This is a genomic window from Dehalococcoidia bacterium (assembly GCA_021295915.1).
Taxonomy (GTDB): domain Bacteria; phylum Chloroflexota; class Dehalococcoidia; order Lucifugimonadales; family UBA1123; genus VXRN01.
Genome location: JAGWBK010000028.1, coordinates 1 through 20,136, shown reverse-complemented (window position 1 = coordinate 20,136; position 20,136 = coordinate 1). Strand labels below are relative to the sequence as shown.

13 protein-coding genes and 2 riboswitches are annotated in these 20,136 nt (G+C 59.2%); of the genes, 4 read left to right on the top strand and 9 right to left on the bottom strand.

Annotation, left to right across the window (positions count from 1 at the left end):
* Nucleotides 1-101: 101 nt before the first annotated feature.
* From J4G14_09690 to J4G14_09675, 4 genes are all read left to right on the top strand, one after another.
* Nucleotides 102-578: a cadherin domain-containing protein gene (locus tag J4G14_09690; protein MCE2458071.1), complete on the top strand. Its 477-nt coding sequence runs from the start codon at nt 102-104 to the stop codon at nt 576-578.
* Nucleotides 579-605: 27 nt separating this feature from the next.
* Entirely contained in the window at nt 606-1,055 is a 450-nt protein-coding gene (locus J4G14_09685) for a hypothetical protein (protein MCE2458070.1), read from the top strand.
* 108 nt (nt 1,056-1,163) lie between these two features.
* On the top strand, nt 1,164-6,452 hold the full coding sequence (locus tag J4G14_09680) for a cadherin domain-containing protein (GenBank protein MCE2458069.1): 5,289 nt from the start codon (nt 1,164-1,166) through the stop codon (nt 6,450-6,452).
* A 118-nt stretch (nt 6,453-6,570) separates the two neighbouring features.
* Nucleotides 6,571-7,662 (top strand): cadherin repeat domain-containing protein, encoded by a 1,092-nt coding sequence (locus J4G14_09675; GenBank protein ID MCE2458068.1) that lies wholly within the window; start codon nt 6,571-6,573, stop codon nt 7,660-7,662.
* 65 nt (nt 7,663-7,727) lie between these two features.
* On the opposite strand, the gene cbiE is transcribed toward J4G14_09675, so the two are convergent.
* From cbiE to J4G14_09630, 9 genes are all read right to left on the bottom strand, one after another.
* Nucleotides 7,728-8,390 carry a precorrin-6y C5,15-methyltransferase (decarboxylating) subunit CbiE gene (cbiE, locus tag J4G14_09670; GenBank protein MCE2458067.1) on the bottom strand — a complete coding sequence of 221 codons (663 nt, stop codon included), beginning with the start codon at nt 8,388-8,390 and terminating at the stop codon, nt 7,728-7,730.
* Entirely contained in the window at nt 8,378-9,286 is a 909-nt protein-coding gene (locus J4G14_09665) for a GHMP kinase (protein ID MCE2458066.1), read from the bottom strand. Before J4G14_09665 ends, cbiE begins: the two co-directional genes overlap by 13 nt.
* A gap of 55 nt (nt 9,287-9,341) precedes the next feature.
* Nucleotides 9,342-9,917 carry a cob(I)yrinic acid a,c-diamide adenosyltransferase gene (gene cobO, locus J4G14_09660; protein MCE2458065.1) on the bottom strand — a complete coding sequence of 192 codons (576 nt, stop codon included), beginning with the start codon at nt 9,915-9,917 and terminating at the stop codon, nt 9,342-9,344.
* 23 nt (nt 9,918-9,940) lie between these two features.
* Nucleotides 9,941-10,675: a CbtA family protein gene (locus J4G14_09655; protein MCE2458064.1), complete on the bottom strand. Its 735-nt coding sequence runs from the start codon at nt 10,673-10,675 to the stop codon at nt 9,941-9,943.
* A 70-nt stretch (nt 10,676-10,745) separates the two neighbouring features.
* Nucleotides 10,746-10,958, bottom strand: a complete 213-nt coding sequence (locus J4G14_09650) for a hypothetical protein (protein ID MCE2458063.1) — start codon at nt 10,956-10,958, stop codon at nt 10,746-10,748.
* Between the two features lie 76 nt (nt 10,959-11,034).
* Nucleotides 11,035-13,044 carry a magnesium chelatase subunit D family protein gene (locus J4G14_09645; protein MCE2458062.1) on the bottom strand — a complete coding sequence of 670 codons (2,010 nt, stop codon included), beginning with the start codon at nt 13,042-13,044 and terminating at the stop codon, nt 11,035-11,037.
* On the bottom strand, nt 13,041-16,835 hold the full coding sequence (cobN, locus tag J4G14_09640) for a cobaltochelatase subunit CobN (GenBank protein MCE2458061.1): 3,795 nt from the start codon (nt 16,833-16,835) through the stop codon (nt 13,041-13,043). Before cobN ends, J4G14_09645 begins: the two co-directional genes overlap by 4 nt.
* Before the next feature lie 184 nt (nt 16,836-17,019).
* Nucleotides 17,020-17,215: riboswitch (cobalamin riboswitch) on the bottom strand.
* 69 nt (nt 17,216-17,284) lie between these two features.
* Nucleotides 17,285-18,523, bottom strand: coding sequence for an ABC transporter substrate-binding protein (locus tag J4G14_09635; GenBank protein MCE2458060.1), 1,239 nt, complete (start codon nt 18,521-18,523; stop codon nt 17,285-17,287).
* Between the two features lie 26 nt (nt 18,524-18,549).
* Nucleotides 18,550-19,704, bottom strand: coding sequence for an iron chelate uptake ABC transporter family permease subunit (locus J4G14_09630; GenBank protein ID MCE2458059.1), 1,155 nt, complete (start codon nt 19,702-19,704; stop codon nt 18,550-18,552).
* Nucleotides 19,705-19,810: 106 nt separating this feature from the next.
* Nucleotides 19,811-20,002: riboswitch (cobalamin riboswitch) on the bottom strand.
* Between the last annotated feature and the right edge of the window lie 134 nt (nt 20,003-20,136).

Sequence of the window (20,136 nt, the reverse complement as noted above, 5' to 3'; positions counted from 1 at the left end):
AAAAGCTGGAAAGAGCATAGACCAAGTATTAGACCACCGCCACTTCCACTACGGCTCGCTCACGCTGAAACGGTATTACATACGTTTTGGGCGGGGCCGATGTGGACCTCTTCGCTATAGGTACTACCACTGGCCAGATTCTGACAAGGGCTGAACTCGACGCCGAGAGTCAGAGCACATACACCTTCTATGTAGACGTGCACGACGGTAAGGACGACTATGGAAGAGTCTCTACCACATCCGACGCATATATCCAGGTCACCATCACGGTGAACGATGTAAACGAGCCTCCAGTGGTGTCCGGTGACGAAACTCCTGAGGTCATCGAGAATGTCGGGCAGTTCGTAGAAACACATTCAGCCGATGACCCGGAGAATTCAACCACGAGTAAATGGACACTCGATGGCAACCACAAGAGCGCCTTCGAGATTGACGAATTCGGAACCCTTTCATTCCTCGCCACGCCGAATTACGAAGACCAGTCTGAATACAGCGTAACTGTCCAAAACTCGGACGGGGTTCTAACAGGCGAGCTGTCAGTTACCGTCACCGTCATAAACTTCGACGAGCGTGGCTAAATCGAGCTGTCGTCCGAGCAGCCACAGGTGGGCACGGCGCTAACCGCTACCCTCGAGGATGACGATGGCAGCCTTGCCGACATCTCCTGGAAGTGGGAAAGCTATTCGGCAACCACCACTTTCTGGACCACTGTCAGCACCACCACTGCAGGTAGCGTCACGTCCAATTCCTATACCCCGGCAGAGTCGGACGAAGGCAACGAACTTCGCATCACTGTCACATACACAGACGGCCACGGTTCAGGCAAGGACGTAGTTGAGCAGCCAAGCAGCTCGGTACGCCCTGCTCCAGAGGAGAACCACCCACCTGTCTTCGCGTCATCCACTGTAAGTCGCAGGATCGCGGAGAATACCCCTGCGGGTGGGAACATCGGCGAGCCTGTGACCGCAGAAGATCAGAACAGCGGCGACATCCTGAGGTACGCACCGGAAGGGCCTGAGGCAGTTTACTTCGACATCGACTCTGGCACGGGATAGCTGAAGACTAAGGCTGCCCTCGACCACGAGGGCAAGAATACCTACACCGTAACGGTTAGAGCGTCCGATCCCTCCAACGCATCCAGCACGGTCTCCGTGATGATCAATGTGACGAACTTGAACGAAGGGCCGGAAATCAGCGGCAGCAATTCGATTACGTACACTGAAGGTCTACTCTCGGTAGTTGGAACGTACAAACACAACGACCCCGAGGGCGAAAACATCGTGTGGAACTTGGGGACCATTCTTGACGAGGATGATTTTACAATCACTAACGGTGAACTCAGGTTCGCCGAGCCTCCGGATGTGGAGAATCCAACCGACCGCAACCAAGATAACGTGTACTACGTTTTGGTTAAGGTAACGGACGGGGAATTCGATGACGAGTTCTTGGTCACGGTTGTCGTGACTGATACGAATGAAGTCCCCACATTCCCGGGAGCAAATACCTCAAGGGACGTCTCGGAGAATACCCGAGCCGGCCAGAATGTTGGCGCACCAGTCAGTGCGTCTGATCCTGAGAGGGACAGTCTGACCTACTCGCTAGGTGGGCCAGATCAAGGGCACTTCGACATCTCGACATCAACTGGGCAGATTCTGACGAAATCCGACCTCGATTACGAGGGCAGCAAGAAGAGCTACTCGGTAACCGTGTCAGTCACGGACAGCAAGGACGCCAATGGCGTCACTGAGGCAATCCCAACGGTGGACGCCAATTTCGAGGTGACCATCAACGTCATCGATGAAGATGAGGCACCCGTCCTCACCGGCGCGACCAGCACCAGTGCGACAGAGAATGCCACAGGGACAATTACCACGTACCTTGCGACTGACCCTGAAGGGGCAACTACAACCTTTACAGTGCATGGAGATTCATCTGACTTCTCCATCTCGGATGGCGGTGTGCTCAGCATTGACGCCACACCGGACTTCGAAGAACAGGCAGTTTACCAAATCACAGTACGCGCATCCGATGCAGAAAGCGGTGGAAACATCGCCGACCTGAACGTGACTGTTAACGTCACGAACGTGGATGAGCCCGGTGTGGTCACGCTCTCCCCTGCTTCGCCGGAGGATGGCTTCCAGGTGAGCGCATCCCTTACCGATCCCGACCTTAACGTTTCCGGCGTGAGCTGGAGTTGGGCTCGCTCTACGGATAAGAGCGGGTGGCAACCTATTTCAGGTCAATCCGGAAGCGGATACACGCCTGTAGACGCCGACGAGGGCCATTACCTCCGTGCAACCGCGACCTACGACGACAGGGAGGGCACAGGCAAGAGCGCCGATGGCATCTCGGACAGCCAGGTTCCCGCCGTGAACAGCCGGCCGTCGTTCTCGCCAAATATCGTTCGCAAGGTTAACGAGAACACGCCGTCCGGCGTAAAGATCGGGGACCCAGTTGCAGCGATGAACGACGAAACAGAAGACACCTTGGTCTACTCGCTGGAAGGAGCCAACGCCGATATGTTCGGCTTCTCCACCACTACAGGCCAGTTGTACACGAAAGAACCGCTCAACCACGAGGAGGCTTCGAGCTACAACATTGAAATCTCGGTCAGCGATGGCAAGGACATTAACGACAATGCCGAAGACTCTGTAGACGCCACGATTCCTGTGACCGTCAACGTGAAAGATGTTGATGAGGCGCCAGTCATAAGTGGCGATGAAGTTGTCAGCTTCAATGAAAACGCTACAGCAACAGTCGCAATCTACACGGCTGTAGACCCTGAGGGACACTCCCATAGCTGGGACCTATCAGGAACTGATTCGGGCGCCTTCGACATCTCAGGTGGCAACCTGACATTCAAGTCGCCGCCGGATTTCGAGATCAAGTCGACCTACCAAGTTACGGTCGTGGCTACCGACAGCCGCAACCCAGGCACGCTGGACGTGACTGTCAACATTGTCAATATGGACGAGGCGGGATCTGTGACTCTGTCGTCAAGGCAGCCACAGGTCGAGGCAACTCTCACTGCTACCCTATCTGACCCCGACAAGGGTATTTCCACCCTCACGTGGACATGGGAGACGGCTACTAGCAGCGACTGGACCGAAGTCAGAACAGCTACATCAAGCAGTGGAGTCACAGACAGTTACACGCCGGTTGAGGGCGACGTTGGCAAGAGCATTAGGGTCACGGTCTCGTACACGGACGGTCATTCTTCCGGCAAGAGCGCGACGGTGACATCGGCGAATCAGGCCGAGGAAAAGCCGCCGACCAATTTTGCGCCGACATTCCCGCCAACTACGGACACCCAGTTGTCTGTCCCTGAGAACACGAGTGAAGGAGAAGACATAGGCAGCCCGGTGACGGCGACAGACGACAACAATGACGATCTGAGTTACACGCTAGGCGGACAGGATGCAGCGTCCTTCGACATCGATTCTTCAAGTGGTCAACTGAAGACCAAAGCAGCCTTGGATCATGAGGACAAGGACACCTACACCGTCACGGTGACGGCGTCCGACCCATCCAACGAGGAAGCTACGGTCACTGTGACGATCACAGTTACAGACGTGAATGAGCCACCGAGCCTGAGCCTGTCCACCACAGACCTGAGTTACCCAGAAAACGACGACAGACCGGTTGCGACTTTCACCACATCCGATCCTGAGGACGATGACATAACACTCGTTCCGAAGGGTGATGACGGCAAACTATTCAGGTTCAGCGGCACAGAACTCCACTTCAATGCGCTGCCAAACTTTGAGACACCTCTCGACACTGGCGAAGACAACGAATACAACATTGAGATATTTGCCGATGACAAGAACAGCACGACCACTCTGAAAGTGACAATCACCGTCACCAACGTCAACGAGCCTCCGCAGTTCCCGAACGGGGACACTGGCACTCGCAGCGTGACCGAGAACACGACTGCTGGGCAGAACGTGGGCGCACCTGTGTCGGCGTCTGACCCGGAGGACAAATCCCTGCACTACTCGCTGAGCGGGACCGATGCCGGACACTTCGACATCGATGACTCCACAGGCCAGATCCTGGCCAAGTCCGAGTTGGACTACGAGGGTCGGAAGAGCTACTCGGTGACGGTGTCGGTGCGCGACAGCAAAAACGTCGACGGCCAGACCGACGCGGTGACTGATGATGAAATCGACATCACCATCAACGTGATCGGCGAGAACGAGGCTCCGGTGATTACCGGCGCAACCTCGACCAACTTTGCCGAGAACGGCACCCGCGCGGTCGCGAGCTACACCGGGAGAGACCCCGAAGGTGGTTCCGTATACTGGACGGTGCTTGGCACTGACAGCGCGTACTTCGCTATCACAGACAGCGGTGTGCTCAGCGTCGACCCTGCACCTGACTTCGAGGACCCGGATGACTCGGACAGGAACAACGTGTACCACGTAACCGTCCAGGCTTCCGACGGCAACAACATCAACAGGCTGGACATGACCGTCACAGTTACCAACGTAGAGGAGCCTGGAGAGGTTGAGCTCTCTTCGGTGCAGCCGCAGGTCGATACGGCGCTGACGGCCACCCTGGACGATCCTGACGGGGTTGAGTCGACCATCACCTGGTCGTGGCAGAGGTCGCGTGCGGGCAGTAAATCCAGCTGGAGCACCATTAGTGGCGCGACATCTGACAGCTACATAGCAACCTCGACCGACGTCGGCAGGTACCTTCGTGCCACCGCGACGTACGACGACGGCTACAGTAGCGGCAAGAGCGCCAGTGCGGTTTCGGAAAACACCGTTCGCGAGCTACCAGTGAACAACGACCCGCCGAGGTTCCTGTCACAGTTCGAGAGGCGCTCTGTAGACGAGAACACGGCACCGGGCCAGAACGTCGGAGACCCGGTTACGGCTATTGACGACCCGGCGGACAACCTAACCTACTGGCTTGACGGTACCAACGCTGGCATGTTCAGCATCGTAAGGTCGACTGGACAGATCCAGACCAGGATGCCGTTGGACTACGAGTCCAATAGCAGTTACCGAGTCACGGTGATAGCCGCAGACCCGTCCAACGCGACCACTTCGGTCCCAGTGACCATAACCGTCGTAAACGTCGACGAGGCTCCTGTGGCCGTGGCCGACACCGCCACCGCAACTGAGGACGGCGCCGCAGTGACAATAGACGTGCTTGCGAACGACTCCGACCCGGAGGGCATGCAACTGTCCCTGACCGCCGTCATGCAGCCCGCAAACAGCAGCACAGCTATCGTGGGCACGAACGTCGAGTACACGCCGAGTGCCGGATACTACGGCTCCGACTCATTCACCTACACCGTGTCAGACGTGAACAGTAACTCGTCGGTAGGCAATGTGACGATTACGGTGGCCGCCGACAGCGACCCGACGGTCCAGACCGACACCATCGCCATCCAGTTCGTACCGATAGATGGCGGCGGCGAGCGGATACTGCTTTCCGACTACTTCTCAGATCCGGACGAAGGGCATCCGCCCTACCAGGCAACGAGTTCTGATGCCACAATCTTTACAGTTGACGTGTCAGAGGGCTATCTGACCATCACACCGGTCGGTATCGGTGTGGCTACTACCACGCTGACTGTCTCGGACACTCCCGGCATCAGCCAGGAGTTCAGGGTGGTCGTCTACAGGCCTGTGGTGGCACGCACTAATACAGAGGCCGTCCACATTGTCGACCCTGATGTCGAAACGACGTTGGTGTCGGAGGATGAAGTCCTGTCCGTCCTCTTCCAGGAGGGCGCAAGGGACCAGTTCTTCCAGGTCGCTGTCGACGCACAGAGCAACAACTGCGGCATCGAGGCGCCGATCGACCACCAGCACGTCTGTGTGCTCGTCGACCTATTTGACCTCGGCGCAGAGTCTATCGAGGAGAGTCTTAACCAGAACTCCACACTGGACGTGACGCTGGATCAGATGCAGTATGCCGCCGTCGCGGCTGACGTCGCGAGCGGCGACTTCCAGATGTGGAAGGGTCACGGTCCCACTGACGTCTCATGGGACGAGATGCCGCAGTGCCCGAATCCTGTCGGCACCGACGAGTGCTACGAACTGACCGCCGACCAGAACGGCAACGGCGGCATGATCACCGTCTACAACATTGCTGGCTTCAGCGAGTTCGCGGCCGGATCGGACCAGCCCGCGCCGCCTCCAACAGAGCCGCCCACGACGACCCCGCCTCCAACAACCGGAGGTGGCGGAAACACTGGTGGCGGAAGCGGCACTTCGGGTGGAGGTAGCAGCTCTGGGGGCAGCAGCTCTAGCAGCAGGTACGAGTCCTCAAGCAACCAAACGCCGCAGATATTCGGTCAAACCAACGTGACCTTCAACGAGAACGGCACCGATCCTGTCGCGACCTACATTGCAGAAGACGCCGATGATGACGACATCACCTGGTCGCTGCTTGGGTACGACAGAAGCAAGTTCAGGCTCTCGCAAGAATGAGTGCTGAGCTTCAGGAACCCGTCAGACTACGAGGACCCCCAGGGTCGGGAGGGCAACACCTACCGCGTGATACTTCAGGCCGAGCGAGTACGACGTCCATCACGTCCGCGTGACCGTCATGCAGGTCAACGAGCTAGGCGAGCTCAGCGGAAACACCGAACTCGCACTGCCTGAGAATAACGTCGCTGCAATCGCTCAGTACGAGATCGAAGACCCTGAGAAGGGGACCATCACTTGGTCGCTGTCCGGGCCCGACGCAGAGGCCTTTACGATTGACGAACAGGGCAACCTGTCGCCAACTGCCGCACTCGACTTCGAGAACCCGGGCAGCTCGGAAGACAGTAACGTCCACTCGCTGAAGATAACCGCCACCGACGACGGCGACCCCGAACTATCGGCCGATATGGACGTGTCAGTCACGATCACCAACGTGAACGAGGCGCCGCTGGTCGACGAAATTCCGGGAGTCGACCTGGACTCAGACGAGCAGCCGTGGCTGGTCGACCTGAACATGTACTTCAGCGATCCGGACGGAGACAGTCTGGAGTATGACTTCACCGGGCAGAACATCACTGACGTGGCGCTGGCCCACCTAGTGGGTGGCACACTGTCGATAGACCCAGTCAGCGGAGGAGATGTATCGTTCTACGTGGTGGCAACCGATTCGGGCGATCTGAGCGCGGTCACGAGTGTCTCGGTATCTGTCACAGAGCCAGAGCCGGTGCCCACGCCCGCCCCAGCGGTGACAGTGCCAGTACCGGTCAGCACTCCAGCTCTGGCGGTGGTCGTCCCGGTTCCGACGCCGACCGTACCCGAAACGGTGATAGTCGAACCCGAACCTGTGCCAACGTTCGCGCCTCTGCCGCCGCTGGTCGAGCAGAAGATACGCAACCAGACGCAGGAAACCGATCCAGTGTCCAAGGTGATCGTCGTTTTCGCGCTCGAACCCGTCGATGAGCCAATGGCTGAGGTGTCGCTGCCACCGGCTGCGGAACCAGCTCCACCGCAGAAGGTTTCACAGGTCGACGAGGATGCGGCAGTCGGGCACTCCCCTGCCCCACTCCCAGCGTCCCTGGACAGCAGTGGAGGTGGAATCACCGTCTGGATGATCATCCTGCTGGCCATGATCGCCGTGGGGACAGCAGGTTACGGGGTCCGCATGTTCGTGATACACCGCCTATCGACTAATCCACCGCGGCATGGCTGGTGAGGGGTCATTCCAGCCATGCCGCGGCTTCCAATCACCGGGACTGAGTTTAGTTCAGCAGTTGCTGACTACCGTTCGACCGGGAATGTAAGGATGGTAAGATCGCTGAAGTCTGCTGCTTCCGAAGCCAGCGACTCAACCGTGTAAGCATCGATTCTCTCTCCCGGCAGAGACAAACGCTGCAAGGAAAGGAGCGGCGTTCCGGCTGCGATGCCATCTTCGAGCAACCGCGCGGCGATGGCGGACGGCATCAGGTCGAACGGTCGCGGCAGTACGATCAGGTTGCGTTGGCGCTGCTTGAGCATCTCGACCAGTTCACGCAGGCCGTGCTCGTGTCCGTCTCGCGCATGAAGGGTGATGAACACAGACGTCTCCATGGTCAGACCGAGCCGGGCACACGCAACCTGAACCGAGCTAATTCCAGGGATGAGTACGACATCTGCCCGCCTCCGTACACGGTCGAGCAACTCCCTAGCCGAGAAGTTCAGATCGCCCCATGCGCAGACGACGCATGTCTTTCCTGAACGGGCATAGGCCGCCAGTCGATCGAGGACATCCTCCTGGTCTCGGTAGCGCATGGGCAACACCTCACCACGAATCCAGCCCCAAACGGGACCGAGCACCGTCTCGAAGCCGGCCACATAGTCAGCATCACGGATTACGTCACGGGCTTTCAGCGTCAGCAGGTCAGGATCTCCCGGGCCCACCCCAACGACAGTTATGGTTGCCATAGGACTGCGTCCTCCACCAGGCACGCTCCTCCATTCACGACTCGCCGATCGTAGATCTGCCTGACTCCCAAAGTGCCATCGCGTAAGTGCGAGACTGCGCTTTCTGCGAGAGCAAAATCGTCGTCGAACAGCATTCCGATGATAGTTCCACTGTGTGCAACGTTTACTCCTAGAGCTCCGAGCTCTTCAGCTTGCTTCATTACAGCTTCCAACTGAGGCTTGAACAACACGTGCTGGTTGGCGACAGCACTGAGAGTCGCGCCCGCCGCCACGTCCTCAGCCCTCCCGTCTTCGATCCCTCTGACGATCATCGCCAGGGCTTCCTCGAACCTCGGCTGCAATTCTCTGAGTGTGTCTTCCCTGTCTACGTTGTTAAACTCCAGCGTGTCGACACCGCCGCCGAAGTCGAGAACCACCACGCGCATGGGCGGAGCTTCACCGATAGTGCGGGCTGTCGTGCCGTGCCTATGATCAATTAATGAAATGCCCGGCAGCATAAGCCCGTCGCTGGGTTCGACCATCAGGGACAGGCGTGCAATTTCCGAAGGAGGCATCGCATCGGACTCACCTAGAGCAGCAGCAGTTGCCGCTATCGAGGCCGATACATCTGCGGTACTACTTGCCATGCCCTTTCCACGAGGCAGCGTGCTGGACAAGCTTAGATTGACGTCCAGGTCTGATCGACCGAAGTGCTTCAACGTCTGCTCGACCGACTGGCGAGCTTTAGGCGAATCCATTGGGGCGCAGACCCTGCCGCTCCATGCTGAAACCTCGACTGACGCAGTCGCATACATGTCGATGGGACAGCTCACCAAAAAGTGGTTGCCGTCGATTAGCCCCTGCGCTAGCTCGCCGCAGCTACCTGGCACCTTGGCAACCGCCCTGGTTACTCTCATGGAGGTGGATATCACCTGTCACTCAGATGCGGAACGGGTCGGCGGCGTTTCACGCTCAGAACTCCAGCCCCGGCTGAGCTTTGATCCCCTGTTCCTTGTACGGGTGCTTGATCTCGCGCATCTCGGTAACGAGGTCGGCGAACTCGACGAGTGCATCTGGCGCGTACCTGCCCGTAATGATGACGTGCAGCATGTGAGGCTTCTTCTTCAGGGTCTCTAGGACATCCTCTACCGGCACCCAGCCGTAGTGCATCGGGTAAGTAAACTCGTCGAGGATGATTACATCGTGCTCATCTGACAGGATCGCCTCCCTGCATACCTCCCATTGTTGGCGCGCAAGGTCTTCGGTGTGGTCCATGTCCTTGGAGAGCCAGGTAAAGCCGTCGCCCAATGCATTGATCGGTATTCCCAGCTTGTCCGCGGCGCGCTTCTCTCCGAAGCGGGCTCCCGTGTGTTTCAGGAACTGGAACATCTGAACGCGCATGTTCCGTCCCCAGGACCGGAACAGTACGCCGAGCGCGGCGGTCGTCTTGCCTTTCCCGTTGCCAGTGTTCACGACAACCAGTCCCTTGTTGATGCGGGGTCCCTTTACGGACTGTGGTTCCCTGGTCGGATCAGTGTCAGTTGTCATCATGACCTCCCGATATTCGGCAGTCAGCCATTGTTAGAAGACAGGTCCTGTCTCAGCAGGTAGGCGAAGCCCATCGCCATGAGTCCCCAGGTCAGCAGGTGGCCAACGAGGGAGACATGATTAAACTCCAGCAGCAGTTCGGCGGGTACCTCAACAGGGTCGGGGTTCCCGGGAATGATCCAGAATATGGCGAGCAGGAACGCCCCATATAAGATGCCAGTCAACGCGTACAGCCGCAGATGCATCGCCTCAGAGTATACGCTTCCATGTATCTCATTCACCGCAAGTATGACCCCAGCTACGCCGAGCGCAGACAGGGCATAGAACAGCAGGTGAAAACCCTGCCTGAAGAAAAGGGTGTCTTCGGAGCCGACACCCGGCGGTACGAAGGGAAACTTCAGCGACACCAGGAACGACAATGCCCAGAATCCGAGCAGCCCCGCTATGATCGCCTGAGCAATCGGGGCAGAGTCCGGCAGCGCCAGCCGCAGTAAGCCATAAGCTCCGGCAAACACCAGCCCGAACACAACCCCGAGTATACCCATGCCGATGGCCAGGCCAACACGCTGAGCCCCGAGGGAGACAAGCGGTGTCTCCTCCTCCTCTGATGCGACAGCGGTCACAACTACAGCGGCGCGTTCCTCCTCAAGTGCTATGGCACGCTCTATGACCGGCACCGTGAAGATGTTATGGAACACCCCCACAATCAGGCCTGCCACAACCCCCACCATAACGGCGCGCAAAATTACGCGTTGCATTTACCTTACGCCTCTCCTCAGGAGCAAGTTCCCTTCATACCGGTCCCAAACTTTGAATCACGGCAAAGGCCTAGTGGCACATCAGGGCCACGTGTCTACCGTGGTGGAAGAACTCGTGCACGAAGTTCATGACGGTGCCACTCTCGCCGACGAACGCAGCTGCGTGGACACTGCCATCCACGTAACCCATCGCGTACAGCAGTACGGTCGCACCCGCCATCCACGGGACGACACCCATTGCTTTTCGTGCGAGCTCGCTCGAGTCTCTTGCCAAGGTTGTCATTGTGTTACCTCCTGTGGTTCGCTCTAGCTCCAACTTCTACAATCCATACAGCTAGCCAAATGGCACATATATCCTTCTAGGCTTGCGTATCCGTGCTGATTTGGGCCCGCCGGACGGCGCCGCTGATCGCAGCCGCCCGCAGGTCGTCAAGGGGTACGTATTCACCTCCCAACGTTTCGGCGACGCGCCTTACGAGACCGAAGCGGTCGGAGCCCGGCGAAGGATCAAGGACAATGGAATGTACCTTCTCCTGCTTCAGGCTCTCGCACACTCTTAGGGCTTCGTCGAATGGGTCCGTGCCGGAGGCACCACTCTTCATACTCACATTGGCCCGGCAGTCGGAAACAATTGCCAACAGAGGCGGAGTGTCTGGGCTGCGTTGACGCTGCTGTCTGATGAGCCGGAGGGCGTCCGCCAGGGCCTGCGCCATCGGCGTTCGTCCACCTGTCGGGAGGTTGTCGAGACGCTGCTGCGCAAGCCTGGGGCTGTCCGTTGGTGGCAGCACCACCTCGGAGGTCGTACCCTGAAACGCGATCATTGCGACGCGGTCTCGACGTTGATATGCGTCCATCAGCAGTGACATAACCGCGCCCTTGACGGCCACCATTCGCTGGTGCGCGCCCATCGAGCCGCTGGAGTCGACGAGAAAGACCACGAGATTGCCCACTCGGGACTCACGCACCTTTTGACGCAGATCCCACGGTTCCAACTTCAGGGCGAGGTTGCTGTCGGTGAACGCTTCTCTGTGCACCTGGAAAGGCGCCGCCTCGCGGAGCGTGGCATCCAGGGCCAGGTCGGTGACGCCGGCATCTGGTTTCTCCGCTCCCACATACCGGCCGCGATGATCGCGAACGCGGCTCGTGGTGCGTCTGCCATGACTTGCACGGGGCTGTCTGTCCATTGCATCGAGATTCAAAGGACGAACCTTGAACAGCTCCCCCGTGGCGAACACGTCCTCGTCAGAGCCGGACTGTGGCTGCTCCTCGACATCTGGCATCTCCGGGGTTATGACATCATCCGGCGCGGACTCGGGAGACTGGGATTGCGAGTCCATAAGCTGCTGGGCCATCTCCTGCAGCCGCTCACTGTTGAGTTCCGGGTCGTCGAGGGGCTGGCGGCGCATCCTGTGCAGCAGGGCCATTTCAGCCACTCTCACAACGTCCTCTGGAATGACGCGACTTCTGCCCTCGTAAGCGGCAAGAGTCTGGGCCGCCTTGTATATGACGATGTCGGCGCGCAGTCCGTCTACCTCGTGACTGGCGCAGAGCTGGGCGATGAACGTCACGAGGCCATCGTCTACTACGACAGCCGGCAGGAGTTCCATGGCTTTTGCTATGCGCTGTCGTTCAGCCGATTCCACCTGCTCCCACTCTTGCTGGAAGGCATTCGGATCGCGTTCGTATGCGATGCGACGCCGGATTACATCAGCCCGTCGCTCGGCGTCCTGGATGTGGTCGATCTCAACCGCAAGCCCGAACCGGTCTATGAACTGCGGACGCAGATCTCCCTCCTCGGGGTTCATTGTGCCGATCAGCAGGAACCGCGCCGGGTGGGCGAACGAAATCCCCTCGCGCTCGACGAAATTACGTCCCATGGCCGCAGAATCGAGCAGCACATCCACGACGTGGTCGTTGAGCAGATTGACTTCGTCGATGTACAGGATGCCCCTGTGCGCCGACGCGAGCAGGCCAGGCTCGAAGCTGCGACGGCCCTCGCGGATCGCCACCTCGATGTCGAGCTTTCCGACCACGGCCTCTTCCGTCGCACTCACGGGCAGCTCAACCAGTCGTACCTGCCTGTCGACCGCGTTGCTGTCATCTCCGGCACAAAACTCGCAGCCGTCGAAAGGCGCAGACGGGTCACAGCTGTAAGGGCATCCCGCAACAACGTCGATCTGCGGCAGCAGCGCTGCCAGCGACCTCGCCGCGGTGGACTTCGCAGTACCTTTCTCGCCACGAATCAACACGCCGCCAATGCCGGGGTTGATAGCGTTCAGGACGAGTGCGAGCTTCATCCGTTCCTGCCCAACAATCGCGCTGAATGGGAACACGCTGTCTCGCGAGCTATGTGAGACGTTCGTCGTCATACGACAGATTGCTCCTGACGATCCTCGAGAAGCGCCTCGGTCCGCAGGTAAACCCGGCGAAGCTCGTTCAGCATCTCTTCAGGCGGCTCCTCCCACATCTGCCGGTCAGCTGCCTCCATGAGGCGTTCAGCAATGGCCCTCAGCGCCCAAGGATTGCTCTGCACGAAGAAACGCTGCATCTCAGGGTCGAGAGCGTACTTCTCTGTGACCTCCTGGTACATCCAGTCGTCGATGATCTCGGCTGTGGCGTCGTAGCCGAACATGTAGTCCACAGTGGCGGCAAGCTCGAAGGCACCCTTGTACCCGTGCCGCTTCATCGAATCCATCCACTTCGGATTGACAACTCGCGACCTGAACACCCTCCGGGCTTCTTCCTTGAGGTCTCGGGTTCGGAGCAGACTCGGGTCTGAGGAGTCGCCAAAGAACTGGCGCGGGTTTTCCCCCGACAGCACACGGACTGTCGCTATCATTCCGCCGTGGAACTGCATGTAGTCGTCGGAGTCGAAGATGTCGTGCTCGCGGTTGTCCTGATTCTTTGTGGCAACGTCGATGGCGGCAAACCTGCGCTGGAACTCCCGAACTGCGCTCACGCCGTGGTGCTGTCTCCCGTACGCGTACGAGCCCCACGCCGTGTAGACGTTCGCGAGATCCTCGTCCGACTGCCAGCTTCCGTCGTCTATGGCCTGTAGGATTCCCGCGCCGTAGCTGCCCGGCTTGCTTCCGAAGATTCTGAACAGTGATTCAGACTCTGCGACATCCGTGTTCATGCCGGAGGAGGCCTTGTCTTCAACTTCGGCAACGTAGTGCTTTCTTATGAAGTTCCGGTCTTCAGGTTCGTCGAGTCTGGCCACCCTGTGAAAGGCGTCGTCCATCATGAGGATCAGGTTATGGAAGGCGTCTCTAAAGAAGCCGCTTATGCGGACGGTGACGTCTATCCTGGGGCGTCCAAGCTCCTCAATGGGTATCACCTCGAGGCCGGAAACGCGCCTGCTCTCCTCCTGCCACGTCGGACGCACGCCAATCAGCGCCAGGATCTGGGCAATGTCGTCCCCGTGAGTACGCATTGCCGAGGTTCCCCAAACGCTGATCCCTACGGATTCCGGGTACTGGCCCTCATCGTCCAGGTACCGTTCAATGAGCGAGTCCGCAAGCTGCCTGCCAATCTGCCAGGATGTCTCCGAGGGTATGCTACGCGGGTCCATCGAGTAGAAGTTGCGTCCTGTTGGAAGGACACCCGCCATGCCGCGAGTCGGAGCTCCGGCGGGTCCGGGCGAAATGAAGCGCCCATCGAACCCACGAAGCAGGGAGTCGATCTCATCGGTAGTCCGCTCCAGGGCTGGATGGACGGTCTCACTCACGTATCGAAGCACGTCAGGCACCGCGCCGCTATCATCGAGCAGATCGGAGACAATTCGCTCGGCTGCGGAGCCATCAAACGCCGCGTCGGCGAGGCTCTCATACATCTCACGCGATATGGCCTCAAGGCGTTCCACAACGTCACCGGCGCTGCGAATCGGTGAGCCGCCATTTGCGCCGACAAGGGCTTTGGGCATGGCGGAGGAGTTGACCGGTGCGCCTCTATCCTTCAGCAGCTCTTCGTAGTTCAGGCCGATCGCGTCGCCGATCGCATGTCGCATCCCCGGCACATCGCCGTTGTTCAGCCTCGTTAGGGCCAGCAGCAATCCAATCAGCATCTCACCCTGCGGGGCCTCTCCCAGCGTGTGCAGACCGTCGCGTATCTGTGCGTCCTTCAGCTCGCAGATGTAGCCATCGATGTGCAGTATGAAGTCGTCGAAATCGTCAGGTATCTCGTCCACACCCAGGTCTTCGCTTAACTTGGCTCTCTGCACCACCTCCCAGATCTGCTGACGCAGCATGGGGAGCTTCTGCGGGTCCATGCCCTGCGCGCGAGCGTATTCGTCCATGAGCTGCTCGCATCGGGTGATGTCGCCGTAGCTGTCGGCAGTCGTCATGGCGGGCACCAGGTGATCGATGATGACAGCGTGGCTGCGGCGCTTGGCCTGGGTACCCTCGCCAGGGTTGTTGATAATGAACGGGTAGAAGTGTGGCAGGTCGGGCAGGCAGACCTCTGGGAGGCACGAGGCTGACAGTCCGACTCCCTTGCCGGGCGTCCACTCCAGCGTGCCGTGCTTTCCGAGATGCACGACTGCATCGGCCCCAAACCCATCTCTCAGCCATCGGTAGAACGCGATGTAGTGATGGGTGGGCATCAGCTCAGGGCTGTGATAGATGGCGATGGGATTTTCGCCAAACCCGCGAGGCGGCTGTATCCCGACAAAAACGTTTCCAAGCCGAAGGCCCGCCATAAAGAGGTGGCCGTCGTCGACATACACGCTGCCCGGCGGCTCCCCCCAGTCGGACTTCATGGAGTCCTGTGCGTCCGCCGGAATACCCGCGAACTGTGCGGCGTACTCGGCTGCGCTTACTCTTCCCTCAGCGTTTCTCATCTGCTCGGGGGTCAGGAAGTCCGCATCGTAAGTACACTTATCAATGAGCCGTCGCATCAGCTCGTCGCCATCAGAAGGGATGTCCTCAACCGTGTAGTCCGCATCGCGCATCGCGTGCAGCAGGTTGATTGCCGATGCCGGAGTATCGAGCCCGACGGCGTTTCCCAGACGCGACGCCTTCGTGGGATAGTTGCTGAGCACGATCGCGATCCTGCGCTCGGCCGGGGGAGTGCCCCTCAGTTTCGCGTACCGAGCCGCCAGACCAGCCACTGATTCGGTGCGCTCGATGTTCGGAACATAACGGCGCAGCACGCCTGTCCCGGCGCCGTTCTGCGAGACTGACTCCTTGAACGACACGGGCACAGTGATGATGCGTCCGTCCAACTCAGGAAGCGCGATGTTCATGGCGATGTCCAGAGGGCTGAGTCCTATGTCCCGCTCTTCCCAAATCGCCTGTGGTTCGGTCGTGACGATCGCCTGGAGAATAGGCACGTCAAGACGTTCCAGCACGGCAACATCCCAGTTCTCGTCGGAGCTGTTTGCGACGTGTGGACCGCGGTTCTGGCTCATCGCGAAGCTATGGGTGCAGACGACGACGTCAACGGCAGCCTGACCCTCGCTGTCCATCAGATACTTGCGGAACACCGCTCCGTCGTCCTCTCGGAGACTGGAGCAGAATACAGGCAGGGCGTTGCAGCCGCGCCGTTCCAGGGCCTCCACCATGGCGTCGACGAATTCGACGTTTTGACTTACCCAGTGGGCCCGGTAGAAGAGCAGCGCCACTGTAGGCCTCGCGGGATCGCAGTACAGTTGCCTGTACTCGACGAGTGGCACGGCATCCGTTCCTCCAGGGCGGTAGGCGCCGTCCAGCGGCATGGGAACGGGCGGGCCGTAGCCGTAGTCGGTTCCCTGGGTCTCGTCACTCAGGAACCTGAGCAGGTTGCTCATATTGGCGACACCGCCGTGGTTGAGATACTCGAAGGCAGTCTGAGCCACGATCGCTAGAGTCGTAGAACGCCTCTCGAAGACGGCATCGCGGACAGGTTCACCAGAGCACGCGACAAGCGGAATGCCCCTATCCCGACAGGCTGCTTCCAGTTCCGAGAACCGCTCGCCCATCGCATTATCACCACCGAGAAGCCGGGTAAGTACGATGACTGCGTCTGCCAGGTCCTCGTCGATGAATTTCCTAAAGGCGTCTTCGTCCTGTACCAGCACGAAGGGATTAATGGCCAGCGTATCGCCGAATCCAGAAGGCAATTCAGACCTGACGCGATCCAGCGTCAGTATGTCAGTGTCGGATGTGGTTAGAATTACAATCATTTGCCAGGCAAGTGCCTTCCGTCGAATTCGGTTGGACTTTCAGTCCCGGCAACTCGCTGGCAGAGTCGGAAAAGCAAAAACGCTCCGACCTTTTCGGTGTCGGAGCGCATTGTGTTGTCTATACCCGTAGAACTATCGGTTGCTCTGTTCATGCAGGCATGGAAGCGCTCCCACCAGCGAGAAGCCGACTTCCAACGCGCGGGGCAGGTATCCTGACTCGCGGATCGTCGCTGCTGTGACGCCTTCCCAGTCGAAACCAAGTCGACCAGTGGCTGTTGTCACAGCGCTACCCGCTTACAGTGGCGCGGCCGTGGGAGACTTTCACTCCCTTCCCCGCTGCCTGCGCGTTAGTTATAGAGATCCTATTAAGGTACAGTTGAACTTGGCTGCAAACTACCACCGGTACGGGTACGTGTCAACCCCGTGCCACTGGTCAGGAGCGTGCGGCACTACTGACCAGCGTATGGTTCAAAGTCGGCGAATTCAGTCTCGCTAAAGAGGTCAGGGTACAGAAGCAGAGCCGTGTTTTCGATCCCCCTTACGTTCCAGTGTGAGAGTGTAGTGTAACGTCGGGAGTCGACGAGGTGGACCTCGCCGTCAGCGACTGCCGGGACCGCGGCGAGAACTGCGTTACTGAGCAACTCATCCCTGAACTGGATTCCGCCAAACGCGGGTGGCTGAGTAACGAGGATAACGTCAGGGTCCATCGCGGCTATGGACTCGATGCTTATCTCCTGGTGAGATGAGAGTCCCTCTTCTGCCGCGGCATTCACGCCACCCCCGGCCACAATTATTCCACCTTCCGTGGTGCTCTCTCCGGCGGCGTAGATCTTGTCGGAATAGTTTGTCAGTGCCAGGACCACAGGACGCGAGTCGTCTCCAGGAGGAGGCACTCGGTCATTAACTGCGCTCAGCCTGTTCTCAATATCCGCGGCCAGCTCCAGCGCACGCTCCTCCACGCCCAGCATGTAGCCAATCAGCAGGATGTTCGGAATGTTCCCCTCCGCTGAACTCTCCAGGGCGGGCCGGACTACTGTGACTCCGGCTTCCTCGATGAGATCAACAATGTCGGCGTCCGTGTATTTGGAGACAATTACGAGATCAGGGGCCGCAGCGAGTACATTCTCCACACCTTTCTCATAAATGGGCAGGCTGCTGGCGAACTCCGCGATGTTGGAGTAGGCAGGATCGGCAGTGAACTTGCCTACTGCGGCCACCCGTTCTGTGCTCAGCATCGCGAGGACCATCTCGTCGTGACCCAGGGAGTAAGAGAGCACGCTCTGCGGTGGTTCCTCTATAACTATCACACCGTCTGGAGTCTCGATCTCTCGAGGCCAGCCGCGGTTGGAAGGGTCCACGATCCCCGCCACCGCAGGATACGGGACAGCAGTCGGCGTGGGAACCGTTGTGGCTGTGGGTACAGGTGCAGCCGTGGCCGTGGGCTCGGGTACAGAGGTCGCAGTTGGCACCGCAACGACCGCCGGTGCTGCCGTTGGGCTCGGAGGAGGAGCCGAGGTGGGTTCGGGCACAGGAGTCGGCTCAGGTGCAGGCGTGGGCGGCGGCGCGCTGGAAGATGCAACAGAAGGGACTTCCGCTGGCTCGGAATCAGCCCCACATGCCACCAGGCTGAAGGCGGCAATTACAGCGAACAGGGCTATCAAGGAAATTGAGCATAGTCTTGAATTCATCTCATCCTCCGTCGTCGTGACTTGGACTACAGCATTGATGCGCGAGCTTTATTGCGGGCGAGGAGCACCAGGAAGAAGGGAGCGCCTGTCAGCGCGGTAACCACTCCGACCGGCACCTCTGCCGGGTCCACCACTGTCCTCGAGAGTGTGTCGGCAGCGAGAAGAAACACACCTCCCCCAATTGCGCTGAGAGGTATGAGGACACGGTGGTCGGCGCCGACCAACAGTCGAAGCGTGTGTGGAGCAATCAGACCCACGAAGGCTATCGTGCCGGAGAAAGCGACCGCGGCTCCGGTAATCAGCGAAGTAGAAACCAGAAGCAGGTTCCTGGTGAGCGATACACGCGATCCCAACGCGCGAGCCTCCTCATCGCTGAGCATTAGCAGGTTCAGGTCCCGGGACAACACCACAGAGACCGCAATGCCCAGGATGACGAACGGCAGCGAGAGTCGGACGTCCTGCCAGGTTGAAGCACCGAGTCCACCTGCCAGCCAGAACAGCATCTCGCGCTGTGCCTGGAGGTTTGCGGTGAACAGGATTATGGCCGAAATCACCGCTGCTATGAAGGCGCCTATCGCCACCCCTGCCAGCAGGAGTGCAGCCATCGAGAACCGCCCTCCTACGGACGCCACCACGTACACGAGCACCAGAGTTGCTGTCGCACCGGCGAATGACATTGCGGGCAGCGCTAGCGACACAAGTGCGCTCGCGCCTGTCGCGATCGCGATCACCGCACCCAGGGCGCCACCCGTGGAGACGCCAATGATGCCGGGATCCGCCATTGGATTCCGAAAGAGGCCCTGCATGACTGCCCCGGACACACCGAGCGCCGCTCCGACTATCAGCGCCAGAACTATTCTTGGCAGTCTGATACTGGCGACTATTGCCTGTTCGGTGTTGGAGGCGTCGGCCTGCCCGAGATGCAACTGCTCGAGAAGTATCTCAAGGGCACGTGCCGGAGGGATAGTGTACGGTCCGACAGAAGTGGCTATCAGCACCAAGGCCAGACATATGATCAGAAGGACCGTGGACCCAATCGCGAGTCTCAGCAGTACCGGAGAACCTGCGAGTATGGGAAAACGGCGCAGGCGCCTCCTGTTTAGACGCCAGGTCAGTACGCCGAAACGCGGCCTGTCTTCGTTGGAGCGCAGGTCCGGCGCCCCAGAGTCCACTGTTCGCAAACTGAAAAATCCCCGCCGCTCTCTCGCGACAGGGATTGTGACAAACCGGACTCACTGTGCTTCAACGTAGTGCCCGGTGCCTGAGTCGCTCCCTGGGTCGAAGAGCGGCCACTCAGCCCTACCCGGCAGGTCTCCTGGCTTCCGGATCATCGCCTCTCCCGCGCCTTCCCGTCCAAGCTAATGGACAGTGGCTTCAGCGGGGTGGCTAACCGGTTACAGTGGCGCCTCCGCAGCGGATTTTCACCGCTTTCCCTATTCGCGTTCTCTTTTCGAACGCACCGGGGTGGGTTGGCCTTTCTTGGCTGCGAGGATACTAACAGCGCCCCATGGGGCTGTCAACGGATGACTCTCCGAGTAACCGTCCCATAGGCGGTGTGGAAAGAAGAGGGCGGAGAAACTTGGTAAGGTTTCGATAACCATAAAGAGACCAAG